This is a genomic window from Phenylobacterium sp. (genome assembly GCF_037189685.1).
GTDB lineage: Bacteria > Pseudomonadota > Alphaproteobacteria > Caulobacterales > Caulobacteraceae > Phenylobacterium.
Map to the genome: position 1 here is coordinate 24,696 of NZ_JBBCIT010000002.1, position 14,581 is coordinate 39,276.

The 14,581-nt window shown below is 69.0% G+C and carries 11 protein-coding genes; 3 read left to right on the forward strand and 8 right to left on the reverse strand.

The annotated features are described in order from the left end of the window. Positions 1 to 9: 9 nt before the first annotated feature. The 3 genes from WG212_RS01330 to WG212_RS01340 form a co-directional block, all read right to left on the reverse strand. Positions 10 to 705: a glutathione S-transferase family protein gene (locus tag WG212_RS01330; protein ID WP_337185264.1), complete on the reverse strand. Its 696-nt coding sequence runs from the start codon at positions 703 to 705 to the stop codon at positions 10 to 12. Between the two features lie 157 nt (positions 706 to 862). Then, positions 863 to 1,663 carry an SDR family oxidoreductase gene (locus WG212_RS01335; RefSeq protein ID WP_337185265.1) on the reverse strand — a complete coding sequence of 267 codons (801 nt, stop codon included), beginning with the start codon at positions 1,661 to 1,663 and terminating at the stop codon, positions 863 to 865. Positions 1,664 to 1,745: 82 nt separating this feature from the next. Continuing rightward, positions 1,746 to 3,023 carry a cytochrome P450 gene (locus WG212_RS01340; RefSeq protein WP_337185266.1) on the reverse strand — a complete coding sequence of 426 codons (1,278 nt, stop codon included), beginning with the start codon at positions 3,021 to 3,023 and terminating at the stop codon, positions 1,746 to 1,748. 177 nt (positions 3,024 to 3,200) lie between these two features. On the opposite strand from WG212_RS01340, the gene WG212_RS01345 reads away from it, so the two are divergent. Continuing rightward, a complete protein-coding gene (locus WG212_RS01345; RefSeq protein WP_337185267.1) occupies positions 3,201 to 4,370 on the forward strand; it encodes a sulfotransferase in 1,170 nt (389 codons plus the stop codon). A 3-nt stretch (positions 4,371 to 4,373) separates the two neighbouring features. On the opposite strand, the gene WG212_RS01350 is transcribed toward WG212_RS01345, so the two are convergent. The 3 genes from WG212_RS01350 to WG212_RS01360 form a co-directional block, all read right to left on the reverse strand. Continuing rightward, positions 4,374 to 6,128: an amidohydrolase family protein gene (locus tag WG212_RS01350; RefSeq protein ID WP_337185268.1), complete on the reverse strand. Its 1,755-nt coding sequence runs from the start codon at positions 6,126 to 6,128 to the stop codon at positions 4,374 to 4,376. Positions 6,129 to 6,245: 117 nt separating this feature from the next. Further along, positions 6,246 to 7,538, reverse strand: a complete 1,293-nt coding sequence (locus WG212_RS01355; protein WP_337185269.1) for an MFS transporter — start codon at positions 7,536 to 7,538, stop codon at positions 6,246 to 6,248. A 28-nt stretch (positions 7,539 to 7,566) separates the two neighbouring features. Further along, the gene (locus WG212_RS01360) at positions 7,567 to 9,990 is read right to left on the reverse strand and encodes a TonB-dependent receptor (protein ID WP_337185270.1); all 2,424 of its coding nucleotides are present in this window, start codon (positions 9,988 to 9,990) and stop codon (positions 7,567 to 7,569) included. A gap of 304 nt (positions 9,991 to 10,294) precedes the next feature. Here WG212_RS01360 and WG212_RS01365 point away from each other — a divergent pair, with 304 nt between their 5' ends. Further along, positions 10,295 to 11,569, forward strand: coding sequence for a hypothetical protein (locus WG212_RS01365; protein ID WP_337185271.1), 1,275 nt, complete (start codon positions 10,295 to 10,297; stop codon positions 11,567 to 11,569). A 12-nt stretch (positions 11,570 to 11,581) separates the two neighbouring features. Here the strand turns inward: WG212_RS01365 and WG212_RS01370 are convergent, their stop codons facing one another. Then, on the reverse strand, positions 11,582 to 12,841 hold the full coding sequence (locus WG212_RS01370; protein ID WP_337185272.1) for a cytochrome P450: 1,260 nt from the start codon (positions 12,839 to 12,841) through the stop codon (positions 11,582 to 11,584). A gap of 308 nt (positions 12,842 to 13,149) precedes the next feature. Between WG212_RS01370 and WG212_RS01375 the strand changes: the two genes are divergently transcribed. Continuing rightward, entirely contained in the window at positions 13,150 to 13,950 is an 801-nt protein-coding gene (locus tag WG212_RS01375; RefSeq protein ID WP_337185273.1) for a ferredoxin--NADP reductase, read from the forward strand. Positions 13,951 to 14,321: 371 nt separating this feature from the next. Here WG212_RS01375 and WG212_RS01380 read toward each other — a convergent pair whose 3' ends face one another. After that, positions 14,322 to 14,498, reverse strand: a complete 177-nt coding sequence (locus WG212_RS01380; protein ID WP_337185274.1) for a hypothetical protein — start codon at positions 14,496 to 14,498, stop codon at positions 14,322 to 14,324. Positions 14,499 to 14,581 lie beyond the last annotated feature (83 nt).

The following is a 14,581-nucleotide window of genomic DNA, read 5'->3' on the forward strand; positions in this document are numbered from 1 at the left end:
TGCACCGGGTCAGGGCGCCGCGGACGGGGCGACGCCGTCGACCCGGTCGAGCCAGGCGCGGACCCGGGGCGCTGCGGCCAGCAGGGCCTCGGCTTCCCGCGCATAGGCCATGGCGCGGACCTGGCAGGTCACCGCGATGTCGGCGAGGCCGGGCCGGTCGCCCACGAGCCAGTCCGAACCCTTCAGCAGGCCCTCCAGCGCCTCGATGTGGCGGCGCGCGTCCTCGACCACCTCGGCCTCGCGCTTGCGGCCCAGGCCCTGCACCGCGGCGCCCGCCTTAGCCGCCTCCAGCAATCGCGCGCGCAGGGCATCGGCCGGCACGCCCGGCATCCCTGCCGCGAACTCGGGCAGCACGCGGTCGATGTTCTGCTCCCACGAGAGGCGCATGACGATTTCGTAGAAGTAGAGGCTCTCGTCCGCCCAGTCCTCGAACACGTGGGTCAGAGCCGCGGCCCGCCGATCCGCGGGGATCAGCGGAGGATCGGGAAAGGCCCGCTCCAGGTGGTGGGCGATGTTCGTGGAGTCCCACACGGCCTCGCCGTCGTGCTCGATCGCGGGAAACTTGCCGGCCGGGCTGACCCGGGCGTAGACGGCCACCTTCGTCCGGTCGACCTCGACGAGGGTGAACGGCGCGCCCTTGAAATTGAGGATTCGCCGCACCTTCTCGCAGAACGGCGAGGTCGCGAACTGATAGAGCGTGATCACCCCTGGTCCTCCACGGCGCGGGAGTTTCGCCGGCGCAGGCCCGTTCCGAAGATCCCGCTACGCCGGCCTTTCCGGCCGTCCGGGACGCATCGCTACATCGCGCCGCCGCGGGCGCGAGGCCCCAGGACCCCGATATTACAGGTGCGATCGGAGGCGATCAGATCTGGAGCCGAGGCTGGGAGAGATCGCCCGACGCGTCGCCCAGGATCCATCCGCCGTCGCAGTCGATGACCGTCCCGGTGATGTAGCGGGCCGCGTCGCTGCAAAGGAACAGGGCGACCTCGGTGACGTCGCGCTTGGCGCCGTAGTCGCGCAACGGGATGCGGCCCTTGAGCGCCGCCTCGGCCTCGGGCGTCGGGGTCAGGCGCGCCATGCCCTCGGTGTCGCCGATCGGCCCCGGCGAGATCGCGTTGACGCGTACGCCCTCGGGGCCCCACTCCATGGCGAGGCACTTCGTGACCATGTTGACGCCCGCCTTCGCCGCGCAGGCCGGCGTCTGGAACATCATCGGCCGGACCGCCTGCCCCGCCGAGATCGAGATGAGGGACGCGCCCGGCCGGCGCAGGTGCGGATAGGCGGCGTGCAGCACGTTGAAGGTGCCGATCAGGTCGATCTCCACCACCGTCCGGAAGGCGTTGGCCGACATCGCCGCGGCGGCCGCGAGGAAGTTGCCCGCCGCGCCGGAGACGACGATGTCGATCTCGCCATGGGCGTCCCGGACCGCGCCCACCGCCTCGGCCACGGCGCCATAGTCGCGCACGTCCGCAGGGATCCCCATCGCCGTCCCGCCGGCGTCCCTGATCGCCGCCGCCGCGGCCCCGATCTTGTCGGCGCTGCGGCTCACCAGCCCCACGCTCGCCCCCGCCGCGGCCAGGCCCTGGGCGATCGCCAGGTTGATGCCGCTGGAGCCCCCCGCCACGAAAGCGGACTTGCCCGCCAGGAATGCGTCGCCGCCCATCCGAACCTCTTCGATCTGCGCGCGGCAAGCTCGGGGCCGGCGGCCTCCGGCGCAATGCCCAGAGACGTCGGGCGCGCGGGTATTACGGTTGTGCTCGCGCCGTCCGCCAGGACACCGGGACGACGCCGTATCCCCGCTTCGACAGGGTCCGGTTGCGGACGAGCCCGTCGAAGTCGACCTCCATGTCGGGCAGCCGCCGCAACAGCGCCTCGACCATGAGCGGAATGGAGAGCCTGGCGAAGTTCGCTCCCAGGCAGGAATGGGCGCCGATGCCGAACGCCAGGCCGAAGCGCGCCTCGGGCCGTTCCAGGTCGAACCGGTCGGGATCGGGGAACACGGCTTCGTCCCGATTGGCGGAGCCGATGCTGATGAGCACGGTCTGCCCCTCGGCGATCCGCTTCCCGCGCAGCTCCAGATCCTGGACCGCGACGCGGCCGACGATCTGGCTCACGCTGTCGTAGCGCATGAGCTCGTTGACGCACGCCCAGATCCGGCCGGGATCCTCCCGCAGCCAGGCGAGCTGGTCGGGATGGCGATGCAGGGCCACGATCACATTGCCCAGGTGCCCCTTCTGCGTGTCCTGGCCCGCGAAGTAGAGCAGGATCAGGTTCGAGACGATCTGCAGTTCGTCGAGCGGAGCCTCGAGGTCGCGGTTGCGCGCCAGCAGCTCGCTGATCAGGTCGTCGCCCGGCCGCGCCCGACGCTCGGCCAGCACGTCCCCGAAGTAGCCGTTGAAGCCGTGTGTCGCCTCGTTCGCGCGCCGGAGCTGCTCGGGCGTCATGGGCGGGAAGCCGATCACGGGATTGTAGCCCTCGACCCAATCCTCCAGCACCTTGCGGTCGGCCTCGGGAATGCCCAGCAGGCCGGAGATGATCCGCAGCGGGACGGCGTGGGCGAAGTCCTCGACGAGGTTGATGCGGCCCCGGTCGAGGAAGCCGTCGATCGTCTCGTCGATGATCGCCTTCATGGCGGGGATCTGGGCCTCGGCCTGGTTGCGGCCGAAACTGGCGGCGAACAGCTTCTTGAGGCGGGTGTGATGCGGCGGGTCGGCGAACGCCATGAACTCCCGCCCGAAAGCATAGTACGGCTCGTTCACGACGCCGGGCCCCATCCGGTTGGTCTGCAGCCGCTCGAAGTCGACGCGGAAGCGGCCGTCCAGCGCCACGGTCTTGACGTCGTCATGGCGGGTGACGAACCAGGCGTTCATGGCGTCGACCCGGCAGACGGGATCCTCGCGCCGCAGCCGCGCATAGGTCTCGTACGGATTGTCGATGAAGGCGTCCGAATAGAGGTCGAGGCCTGCGGCGACGATGGGGCGCGGCGGATCGCGCGTCGGCGCCTGCTGAATGGTTCCGCTCATCGGTCTGCTCCCTTTCGGGTCTGACCGCTCTGACGCCGGCCTCGGCCCACGCTATCCGGTAGACCGGCGAACGGCGGCGTCACAGGCCCGCGCCCAACACATCACAGATGCAATCGCGCAGCGCTTGCGCCCGCCCGCCCCAGACAGAACGCTCGCGCGAAAGACGGGAGGATCCAGATGGCGTTCGAAAACCCCATGGCCGAAATCTCGCCGGCGATGCTGGCGCGCTTCCACATCGCCGAGGAAGACCGCGCGCCCATGGTCGAGGCGCTGGAGCGGCTCTCCGACGCCCTGGCGGCCGAGGGCCTGACGCCCCTGGGGCGCGACCGGGTCGCCAAGTACGTGAACACCCAGCTCGGGCGGCTCGATGCGCTGACGCAGGATCGCGCCCGGTATCCCGAGATCGCGGAGGTCCAGGTGTCGACACCCATCGTCATCGCCGGTGCGCCCCGCTCGGGCACCACCTTCATCCATTCGCTGCTGTCGCAGGACCCCCAGCACCGGTCGCCCCTGACCTGGGAGGTGGAGTTCCCGTCGCCGCCGCCCCAGGGGGCGCACCTCGAGGACGATCCGCGGATCGAACGCTGGATCGCGCTGCAGAGCGGACCGGACGCCACCTACACCAAGGACCTGCGCAACCCGGAAATCCAGAAGAAGCACCTGATCGGCGCGCTGCTGCCCGAGGAGTGCGGGGGGATGATCTCCGCCATGCTGCGCAGCCCCACCGGCATCTGGGCGCTGGCCCGCGCCACGCCGTACAACGACTGGGTCTACGAGACGCAGATGGGCCTCGCCTATCGGCTGCACCGCCGCTGGCTGCAGCACCTGCAATGGCGCAGCGCCCGGAACTACTGGCTGCTCAAGTATCCCATGCACGCCTACGCCCTGCCCCAGCTCACGGCCGAGTACCCCCACGCCCTGGTGATCCAGACGCACCGCGAGCCCGAGGAGATCGTCTCGTCCCTGGCCAGCCTGATCGGCACCTTGCGCGAGGGCGCCTTCGAGACCGACGACGACGATGCGCTGGGCCGCGAGATGCTGGAGGTCCAGGCCCAGGGCCTCGACCGGTCCCTCGCCTACCGCCGCCAGCCGGGCGCCCGGGCGGTGGTCGACGTGGGCTACCGCGAGCTGCTGGACGACCCGATGGCCGTGGTGGCGCGCATCTACGACCAGCTCGGCGTCCCGCTGACCGCGGAGGCCGAGACGAGGATGACGACGTTCCTTCGCAAGAACCCCCAGGGCAAGGCCGGCCACCACAGCCACGGGCTGGCGGCCTATGGCCTCACGGTCGACGCCGTCCGCGAGCGGACGAAGGCCTACCGCGAGGCCTTCGAACACCTGCTCTGAGGCCTACTCCGCGGCGAGCCGGGCGCTCTGGTCCGCCTGGCCGCCGCCGGGGGTCAGCAACTGGCCGGGCGTCTCGCCGCTGCAGACGTTGTCGGTGAAGATCCGGCGGCCGTTCACCAGGATGTGGCGGATGCCCTCGGCGCGCGTGATCTTGCGCCAGTCGCCGCCCGGAAGGTCGTGGACGATCTCGTAGCGGCCGACCTCGAAGCCCAGACGGTCCAGGTCGTAGATCATGATGTCGGCGGCATAGCCCTCGCGCAGCTCGCCCCGGTCCTTGAGCCCGAACACCTGGGCGTTGCGACCGCTCATCAGATGGTGGACGTGCTCAAGCGGGAAAACGTCGGTCTCGCGGCCGAGCCAGATCAGCAGGTCCGTGGACCAGAAGCCGCCGTTGCCGTGCTTGGAGTGCGCGCCGCCGTCGGAGACGCCGACCAGCACGCGGGGATGGCTGAGCAGCTCCGTGATCGTCTCGGTGCTGTGCGCCACCACCTCGTCGCTCGTGAACAGGACCTGGGCGCCGGTGTCGCGGATCAGGTCGAGGAAGAGCTCGGTCACCGGCCGGCCCGTCGCGGCCGAGATGTCCTGGAGCTGATGGCCCAGGAAGGCGTCGTACTGCGACGTCCCCGGCGCCTCGCGCAGGGTATAGGCCTCCAGCCGTCCGCCGGCCTCCTGCATGTAGGCCGGGTCGTACTCGCGCGCGAAGCGGGCGCGGTAGTCGGCGTCGCCGACCAGGGCCACCTTCGCCTCGGCCGTGGGCGCGGCCGTGAGCGTCCGGAAGATCGGCACCGAGTCCCAGGCGTTGAAGTAGAGCGGGGTGATATCCAGCCATTTCCGCCAGCAGAACGACTGGGTCCAGATGTTCAGCCCCTGCGCGATCACCTCGTCCAGCCAGCGCAGGACGCTGCGGTGGCTCTCGGGATTCACGTCGCTGGGCACGGTGATGTTGTGCAGCACCGTGCAGCCCGACCGCCGGGCGAGTTCCTCGGCCACCTTCCGGCGCGGCTCGGCCATGCCCGGCAGTTCGCAGAGGATCTGGATGACGCCTTCGCCGCGTTCGCGCAGCACGTCGGCCAGGTTGTAGGCCTCCTCGGCCGCCATCACGTCGCTGGGCATCGCCGTGAAGTCATGGTCGACGTGCGAGTTACCCTCGGCGCCCAGGTGCGAGAACGAGAAGCCCCACGCGCCCGCGTCCATCGCCTCGTGCAGGATCTCGCGCATCCGGGCGCGCTCGGCCTCGGTCGCCGGCCGCGTCTTCGCCTCGTCGGGCCCGATGACGTACGAGAGCAGGGCGTTCATCGGCAGGTAGGTCGCGACGTTGATGCCCTTGGGCAGCCGCCGCAGATGTTCCAGCCAGTCGGGCAGGCTCTCCCAGTCGAAGGGCATCGAGCGCTTCATGACGTCGTAGGGGATCTGCTCGGTGTTCTCCATCATCCGCATGTAGCGGTCCTGCATGCCCGCCTTCAGGGGCGCGAAGCCGAAGCCGCAGTTGCCGATGATCGCCGTCGTCGTCCCGTGCCAGCCGGACGTGGTGCAGTACGGATCCCAATGGAGCTGGGCGTCGTAGTGTGTGTGCAGGTCGATGACGCCGGGGGCCACGATCAGGCCGCGGGCGTCGATCTCCTCGCGCCCCGCGCCTGGCGGCGCATCGCCGATCATCGCCACGCGCCCATCGGAGATCGCCACGTCGGCGACGCGGCGCGGGCCGCCCGTGCCATCGACCACCGTGCCGCCGCGGATCACCACATCGTACTTCGCCATCGCCTGCTCCCTAGCCGCCGGCTCGAACGCCGGGCGGTCCGTCTTTAGGAAGCCAGCCTAACGCAGCCAGACGCCGCCCGCGCCGGCACGGGAAACATATTACGCGTGCGATCGCGCTCAGCGGAGTTCGCGGGCCAGATGGCGCGACGCGAGATAGAAGCACGCCGCCGCGGGCAGCGCCGCCAGCAGCGTGAGCGCCAGGGCGTAGCGCAGCGCTTCGTCGCCCAGCCCGTTCGCCGTCAGGATGTCGCTGACCACACCAGTGAAAAGCGGCCCGAGCCCCAGTCCGATCAGGTTGCTGAAGACCAGCAGCATGGCCGAGGTGAACGCGCGCATGCCGGGAGGCACGAGCGACTGCGTGGCGGCGTTGAGCGGGGCAAGATAGAAATTGAGCAGCACGAACGCGCCGAGGCCGAAGGCCACCGAAACCGCCATCGACCCGACCAGGTACTGGCCGAGGCTGAGGGGGATCATCCCCAGGCAGGCGAGAGCGGGCAGCCAGCCGTACCAGCGCACGCTGCGCCGGGCGGTGCGATCCACGAGATACCCGCCCAGGAGGGCGCCCAGGCCGCCGCCGACGCCGAACAGCAGCCCCAGCACCAGGCCGATGTTCTCGAGAGGGATCTGGAAGACCCGCGCATAGAACGGGGCGCTCCAGAGCTGCAGCGCGCAGAGGACGAACGCCTGGAACGATCCCGCCGCCAGCAGCCACCGCATCGCCTTGAGCCGCCAGAGCGTGGCCAGCGCCTCCCGCAGCGGCGGCGGTGCCACGGCCGCTGCGTCCGCATCGTCGAACTGGCCGCGCCGCGGCTCCTTGAGCAGCAGGACCGCCGGCACGATCAGCAGCCCGGCCAGCCCCACGACGATGAAGGCGTCCCGCCAGCCCAGCGCCGCCGTCAGCCACCCGCCGCCGACCAGGCCGAGCATCGTGCCGACGGGGACCGAGGTGCTCCAGATCGCCATCGGCAGGCCGCGGCGGGCGCGGGGAAAATAATCCGACAGCAGCGACAGCGTCGTGGGCGAGCAGCAGCTCTCGCCCAGGGCGACGCCCATGCGAAGGACCACGAGCATCCAGAAGCTGGTCACGAGGCCGCTCAGCGCCGTCATGATCGACCACAGCGCCAACGCCGCGGCCATCAGGAACTTGCGCACCACCCGGTCGGCCACCCGCGACATGGGCAGGGCCAGGGTGCAGTAGACGGCCGCGAACGCCATCCCGGTCAGCGCGCCGAGCTGGGTGTCCGACAGGCCCATGTCCTGCTTGATGGGGACCTGAAGGATCGACAGGATCGTCCGGTCGACGTGATTGAACAACGCGACCACGAAGAGGACGGCCAGGGCGGCGTTCGCCTGTCCCCGGCTCGTCCCAGCCCGGGCTGCGGGACGGGCGGCCTCCAAGTGTGCGTTCACGGCCGCCCTCCACAGCGTCGGCGATCTGTCAGTTCCCCGCGCCGAAGCGATACCTCAGGCTGACGCCATAGGTCCTGGGTTCTCCGAAGATGGCCTGGGTCAGGCCCAGTTGCTGCTGAAGCGCGACGCCGCCCTTGATGTAGGTGTTGTCGGTCAGGTTCTTCACGAACAGGGCGCCGTCGATCGAACGCCCGAACATGTTCTTCCACTCGAACTGGGCGTTGATCAGGTCGTATCCGCCGGCCCGGCCCTCCAGTTCGTTGCGGTAGTCCGAACCGAAGACGATGGAGGCCTGCCGGAAGTAGGTCGCCGTGATCCCCATCTCCCCGAGGTCCTCGGGTATGGGCAGGCCGATCCGGACCGTCGCGCCCAGATGATACTCCGGGACGTTCGGGAGCGGGTTGCTCGAGACGTCGGTGACCGAGTCGATCCGCACGCCGCCCGGCTCCGCCGGGTCGACGACGAACACCGGGATGCCGAACTCCTTGTACTTGGCGTCGATGTAGTCCGCGAAGGCGCTGATGCGGAAGTAGCGGTTGAAGACGATCTCGCCCTCGATCTCCACCCCCCTCACCTTCGTCTTCGGCGCGTTGAGATTGACGCCTTCCGTCGTGCGGCGCGCCGGGTTGAAGACGATGTAGCCCACCTGGGCGTCCGTGATGTCCTGCTGATAGACCGCCACGTTCAGCCGGGTGGCCACCTCGTCGAAGCGATGCTCCAGCTTCAGGCCGGCCTCGTACTGCTGAATCTTCTCGGTGCCGAAGTCCAGCAGCGCAGGAATGGTGGCGGTGGTGTTGAGCCCCCCCGGCCTGAAGCCGCGCGACGCGGACACGTAGGTGAAGATGCTGTCGTTGACCTTGTAGTCCGCGCCAAGGGTCCAGTTGTTGCCCACGGACTTCAGGGTGATCGGCGGCCCTTGGCACTCCGCCCGGTCGAAGTCGGCAGGAATGTTGGTTCCAAGGCAGACCGAGGGGCCGTTCTGCTGGCCGCGAAGCGATAGCGGAACGAAGATCCGGCTCTGCACGCCGACCGTCTTGTCCCATGTCCGGCGGAACCCGGCGGACACCCGCAGGCGGTCCGTGACCATGAAGCTGTTGTGCGTGAACAGCGCCTTCGCCGTGCGATCGAAGCTGTTCGGCACGTAGCTGGCGGCGGTGCCGGTCACCGTGACCGCCGCGCCCATCAATGTGTTGCCGGGAACCTCGTCCGCGAGATCCTGGTAGAACCCGCCGACCAGCCAGTCCAGCCGGCCGTCGAACAGCTTGCCCGAGACCTGCAGTTCCTCGGTCCACATGTGGCGCTTCAGCGCCAGGCCGTTCGGCTTCAGGTCCAGGGCGATATAGCCGCCGAGGACCGGAAGGGGCACGCCGTCGGCGGCATACCCCTGGGCGCGGCGCTCGCGCTGATAGCCGATGATGTTCTTCACCTGGACCGGCCCGAGGTCGAACGTCGTGGTGTTGGAATAGACGTCGACGGTGTTCTGGAAGATGAGCTGATCGGCCGGCTGGTCGAGGTAGAGCCTGCGCGCACCCAGGGCCGACAAGGTGCCCACATACGACTGCAGGCCACCCGCGACCCCCGGGATCGCCGCCAGATCGGGGTTCTGGGCCAGGAAATTCACGAAGCCCGGGAAGCTCGGGTTCATCAGAGCCGACGCTGTGGACGTGGGCCGCGCAGCGATCATGAACGTCGAGCCGAGGTTCTGGTCGATATCGATGTGGTCGTAGACGAAGTCGTTCGAGACTCCCTCCCACGGCCTTGCCGAGATCGCGATCCGGTAGGCGTTGGAGTGCTTGTCGTCCAAATCCAGATTGTCGAGGTTCAGGACCTTCGTATAGCCGTCGCGGCGGATCATGTTGCCCGACAACCGGATCGCCAGCTTGTCCTGGATGATCGGAATGCTGACGCCCGCCTCCAGCTCGTAGTTGTTCAGATTGCCGGCCTTGGCCTGGACGAAACCCTCCAGCTCGTGCCCGGGCGTCTGGGGCGCGAACAGGATGGCGCCACCGTTGGACGCCCGGCCGAACAACGTCCCCTGCGGCCCCCGCAGAATCTGCACGGAACCGATGTCGTAGAACTGCGCCAGGGGCGCAGCCATCTGCGGCACGTCGGAGAAATAGACCTCGACGACCTGGGAATTCCCGAACTGGTTGTTTTCCGCCGCCCGGCCCCGCATCGAGAAGTTCACGTGGGTCGTGGAGAAGACGCTCGTGGTCGTCAGCGACGGCGTCGCGACCGAGAGCTCCAGGATGTTGGCGACGGCCTTGTCCTGCAACGTCTGCGCCGTCATGGCGGTGACGGCCACCGGCGTCGTCTGAAGGCTCTCGGCCCGTCGCCGGGCCGTGACCACCAGTTCCTCGAGCGAGGCGGCTCCTGGGGCGTCGTCGACCGCCGCCGCTCCTGCATGGACAGGATGCGTGAACAGCAAGGCCGCCGGCGCAGCGAGCAGCATTTTCCTAAGGGATGCCGAGCGCAACATCTTCCCCCTAATTTTATGTGTTTGTTGGGACGTTTCTTGAGAAGACGTTTTCAGATATTGTATCTCCCGCCAATTGGCGGGATGGCCTTATTACATATGAAATCTTAGTAGAAGTCGTGAGGCACATCGACTGAATGCCGCCTTCAGCGACTTGCGCTTCAATGTCATTGGCGCTCCGATCAACTCAAGATGGCGACGCGACAGGTTTCACGACCCGCCGAAGATTTCGTGACGCCAAGAAAAGGCCTTCCAACGCTTGTCGCACAGGAGATCGACCGTGGCCATGACGCCAGCGCTCGCCACCCCCGGCCAGCTCGCCGCCGAGCGCCTGGCGCTGAGCCTGCTCGCCGCGCCCGACATCCAGGCCGCCATGGCCGCCGCCCGGGAAGAGGCCGAAACCGAGCCGCTGCTCTCGCGGCCGCGCGTCGCCGAACGCCTCGACATCGCCATCCGCCGCTGGGTCACGGGCCTCATCCTTCGCGAGGCGGCCGGGGATCCCGAGGCGCCGCAGATCCTTTGGGTGGGCGAGACGACGCCCCGCACCTGGCTCGGACATACGCTGGGCGGCGTGGCGCTGGCGGGCGACAATCCCGACGCCATCTATCGGCACGCCTTCGTGGACGGCGGGGCGGTCTACGAGATGACGGGCCGCTTCCCCGCCACGCCGCCCGCCGAGTTCAGCATCGAACCCCTGCCCGGCGAGGCGGGCGTCATCCCGGAGTCGGGCACCCTGACCGGGAAGATCGGGACCAGCGGCGGGGCCCCGATGCTCACGGACCGGGGGCTTCGCCGGGACGCCGACGGGCGCTTCCGCATCATCCTCGGCGGCGATCCCCCCGCGGACGGCGCCGACCATATCCCGCTGCCGCCGGGGCCGGTCGCGATCAACACGCGCGACGTCTTCTCGGACTGGCGGCAGAGCCCCGTTCCGCTCGAGATCCGGCGCCTCTCGCCCCCCCGCGCGCCACAGCTCACCGACGCCGACATCCGGGCGCGGATCCTGGCGCACCTGCCCGCCTACGTCCGGCACTGGCGACGGTTCAAGGACAGCTGGCTCGGCGGCGTCACGCCCAATACCTACAAGGGCCCGTTCGGCCGGGAAGGCGCCTGGAGCCAGATCCTGGCCGGCCGCTTCAGCCTGGAGCCCGGCCAGGCCGCCCTCTTCCGGGGGCGGGCGGGCGGCGCACGCTACCACGGCTTCCACGTCGCCGATCACTGGCAGGTCGGCTTCGACGCCGCGCGGCGACAATGCAGCCTCAACGCCGCCCAGGCCCTGCCCGGCGATGACGGCATGGTCACGTACGTCATCGCGCCCTCCGATCCGGGCGTCGCCAACTGGATCGACACGGCCGGTTGCCTGGACGGGGTCTTCCTGATGCGCTGGCAGCTCTTCCCCCCTGGCTTCCAGGCCCAGGACCATGTCGGCGGCTACGAGCTCGCGCCCCTCGCCGAGGTCGCGGCGCGGACGGGCCTGCCCCCGGTCTCCCCCGCGGAACGGGCGGCGCAGCTCCAGCGCCGCGCCGCCGCCTACGCCGTCCGCCTCACGACGTGACGCCGCCGTCGCTCAACGCGCCCGGAAGGTCACGTTGAGCGACGGGATGCCGCGGAACAGCAGGTTGGGGATCCATGACACCGCCTCCCCTTCGGCCAGCCGGATGTCCTCGACCTTTTCGAGCAGCGCCTTGAAGCCCCAGTAGAGCTCGCGCCGCGCCAGCGGGGCGCCGACGCACGAATGCGCGCCGGACCCGAAGGACAGGTGCGTGGCGGCGTTCCTGCGCTCCAGGTCGATCTCCGCCGGACAGGCGAAGTGACGATGGTCGCGGTTGGCCGCCGCGACGCGAAGCGCCACCACCGAACCCTTCGGGATGGTCGCGCCGTGAAGCTCGATGTCGCGCAGGGCGATCCGGTAGAGGCCCGCTGCGGGCCCCTCCAGGCGCAGGATCTCCTCGGAGAAGGTCCGCAGATGCCCGTCCAGATCCGACTGCAGCTTCTTCTGCAGCGCCGGATCCTGGCTGAGGTAGTAGATCCCGCTGGTCAGGGCCTTGGCCGACGTCTCGGCGCCGGCCATGAAGAGATCCAGCATCACGTGCATCAGGATCTCGGGATCGGTCATCACCCGGCCGCTGTCGAACTTCGCGTTCACGAAGGCGCTGAGGATCGTGTCGTCCGGCCTGGCCCGCTTCTCGTCGATCATCTTCTTGAAGTAGTGCTGGGCGGCGATCTCCTTCAGCGCCCCCTGGACCTCTTCGTCCTCGGTCCCGATGTGCCCGAGGTTGGCCATCATGGCGTCCATGGACTCCTTGACGATCGGCAACGCGTCGTCCGGGGCGCCCAGCAGGCCGCAGATCACCTTGAGCGAAATCTGCTCGCAGTATTCGCTAACGACCTCGGCCCCGCCGTTGGGCGCGATCCGCTCGGCCAGCCCGTAGGCGATGTCGCGCACCATGTCGTCGTACTCGCGCACCTTGCCGGCGCGGAGGAACTGCTCGAACAGGTCGCGGCGCTCGCGGTACTCCTCGCCCTCGTAGTTGCCCACCGGCCGCGCCCGCGGCCATCCCTTGTCGATGAACAACTGCTGGATGCGCTTGGCCCGTTCGGGGTCCGCCGCGCCGCGCAGCTTCTCGGTGGCGTGCTCGCTGTTGAGGGCCGTGCGGTCGGACAGGAGGCGGCGGCTGTCCTCGTAGCGGCTGATCACGTAGAAGCCGGCCACCGGATCGAAATAGACGGGCGCCTCCTCCCGCAGGAACTCGTACGCGGCATAGGGACATTGCAGCACGTCCGGGTGCTTCAGGGTCAGGGGCTTCGGCAGGGTTTCCGTCGTCATGTGGCGATTGCTTCCCAAATGTTTCGCACACGGCGCGGTCAGGGAAGATCGCTGGGAGCCCCTGGACCGTTCAGGTTTCTGCGCCTGAGTTCGTGCTTGCTTGGATAGCGAGTTAGCACGCGCCCGATGCGCCGAAGCAACGGCGGCGCACCCCGATATTACAGGTGCGATGGAGCTCGGGACTCGGCGATCGCATCCGTAATAGTCGCCCCGCCGGCCCTGGCCCCGGCTTGTGCCGGCCCGACCCCTCCGGGTCAGATGACCCGAAGGCGGCCCGCACCGAGGGCCCGGAACCTCAAGGTGGAAGCATGACCGACGCAACCCTCGCCCGGGCGGCGATCCAACCGACCAAGGCCTTCTCCGTCGAGACGGTGACCTGGATCCATCACTGGACCGAGGACCTGTTCTCGTTCCGCACCACGCGGGACGCGGACTTCAGGTTTGCGAGCGGCCAGTTCGTGATGGTGGGGCTGATGGTTCCGGAAGGGCCCCTGCTCAGGGCCTATTCGATCGCCTCGGCGACCGCAGGCAGCGAGCTCGAGTTCTATTCGATCAAGGTGCCGGACGGGCCCCTGACCTCCCGGCTCCAGAACATCCAGGTGGGTGATCCGGTGCTCGTGGGGCGGAAGCCCACGGGCACCCTGGTCCTCGACGGCCTGAAGCCCGGCAAGCGCCTCTACATGATCGGGACCGGGACCGGCCTCGCACCCTGGCTTTCCCTCGCTCGCGACCCGGAGACGTATGCGCGCTTCGACGACGTCGTGCTCATTCACTCGGTGCGCCAGGTTCGCGACCTGAACTACCGCGACGTGTTCGAAGGCGATCCCTCCGCCCTTGCCAAGGGCGCGGAGCGCCTGCGCTACTACCCCACGGTGACCCGCGAGGCGTTTCGGAATACGGGGCGGGTCACCGACCTCATCAAGGCGGGCAAGCTGTTCGCCGACCTGGGCGTTCCCGCGCTGGATCCCTCGACGGACCGGCTCATGATCTGCGGCAGCCCGTCCGTGAACGCCGATCTGAAGGCCATACTTCTCGAACGCGGCTTCTCCGAAGGCTCGGTGAGTTCGCCGGGCGACTTCGTGCTCGAGAAGGCGTTCGTCGAGGGCTGAATCCCACAGGCGTCCGCCGCGCCCTTGCCAAGGCCGACGCGTGGGCCGACGCCGCGGGCTTGCGGCGCCAGGAGCCGTTCCGGACACCTGAAAGGATCGCCGCCCGGCGGCCGCTGGGGCCGTCCGGGCGGCAGTTGGCCAAGCGCGCGGGGAGGATTTTGGCGCGCCAGATGCCGGGAGGCTCGCTGCGCCCCGCAGGTCTGATCTACAAGCGCAGGGGCGGCGCCGGAAGGTTGGCCGGACTGTGATTACACATGCAGCGGGCATCGGGGTGATCCCGCATCGGGCGGGCTGACGATGCGAGGAGACGCGCCCGCGCCCGGCCGCGCGCCCGCCCGCGATCCAGGTCGATCAAGGGATCGGAAGCGCCTTCAGCGTATCCGCGTGACGACCCAGCCGCCCTCGCGCGCCTCGGCCCGCCACGCCCGTTCCGGCGCATGCTTGCGGGCCACGGAATAGTCCACGCGGCGCTGAGAGGTGATCACGCACGAGCGTCCGGGTTCGAGCTTGAGCAGACGCTCGGTCACGTTCCCGTAGGCCTTGGGCATCACCCGCGGCCTACTTCATGGTGGGGATGACGAAGGCGGAGTCGTGGGCGTCGCCGTCTGGCCATCGTGCGGTGACGGTCTTG

What these genes read in the sequence shown, in the direction of transcription:
- WG212_RS01335 (WP_337185265.1), bottom strand. Translation starts at nt 1,663, where the DNA reads ATGGGCGGCGACGCATTCCTGGCGGGCAAGTCCGCTTTCGTGGCGGGG.
- WG212_RS01340 (WP_337185266.1), bottom strand. Translation starts at nt 3,023, where the DNA reads ATGAGCGGAACCATTCAGCAGGCGCCGACGCGCGATCCGCCGCGCCCC.
- WG212_RS01345 (WP_337185267.1), top strand. Translation starts at nt 3,201, where the DNA reads ATGGCGTTCGAAAACCCCATGGCCGAAATCTCGCCGGCGATGCTGGCG.
- WG212_RS01350 (WP_337185268.1), bottom strand. Translation starts at nt 6,128, where the DNA reads ATGGCGAAGTACGATGTGGTGATCCGCGGCGGCACGGTGGTCGATGGC.
- WG212_RS01360 (WP_337185270.1), bottom strand. Translation starts at nt 9,990, where the DNA reads ATGCTGCTCGCTGCGCCGGCGGCCTTGCTGTTCACGCATCCTGTCCAT.
- WG212_RS01370 (WP_337185272.1), bottom strand. Translation starts at nt 12,841, where the DNA reads ATGACGACGGAAACCCTGCCGAAGCCCCTGACCCTGAAGCACCCGGAC.
- WG212_RS01375 (WP_337185273.1), top strand. Translation starts at nt 13,150, where the DNA reads ATGACCGACGCAACCCTCGCCCGGGCGGCGATCCAACCGACCAAGGCC.
- WG212_RS01380 (WP_337185274.1), bottom strand. Translation starts at nt 14,498, where the DNA reads ATGCCCAAGGCCTACGGGAACGTGACCGAGCGTCTGCTCAAGCTCGAA.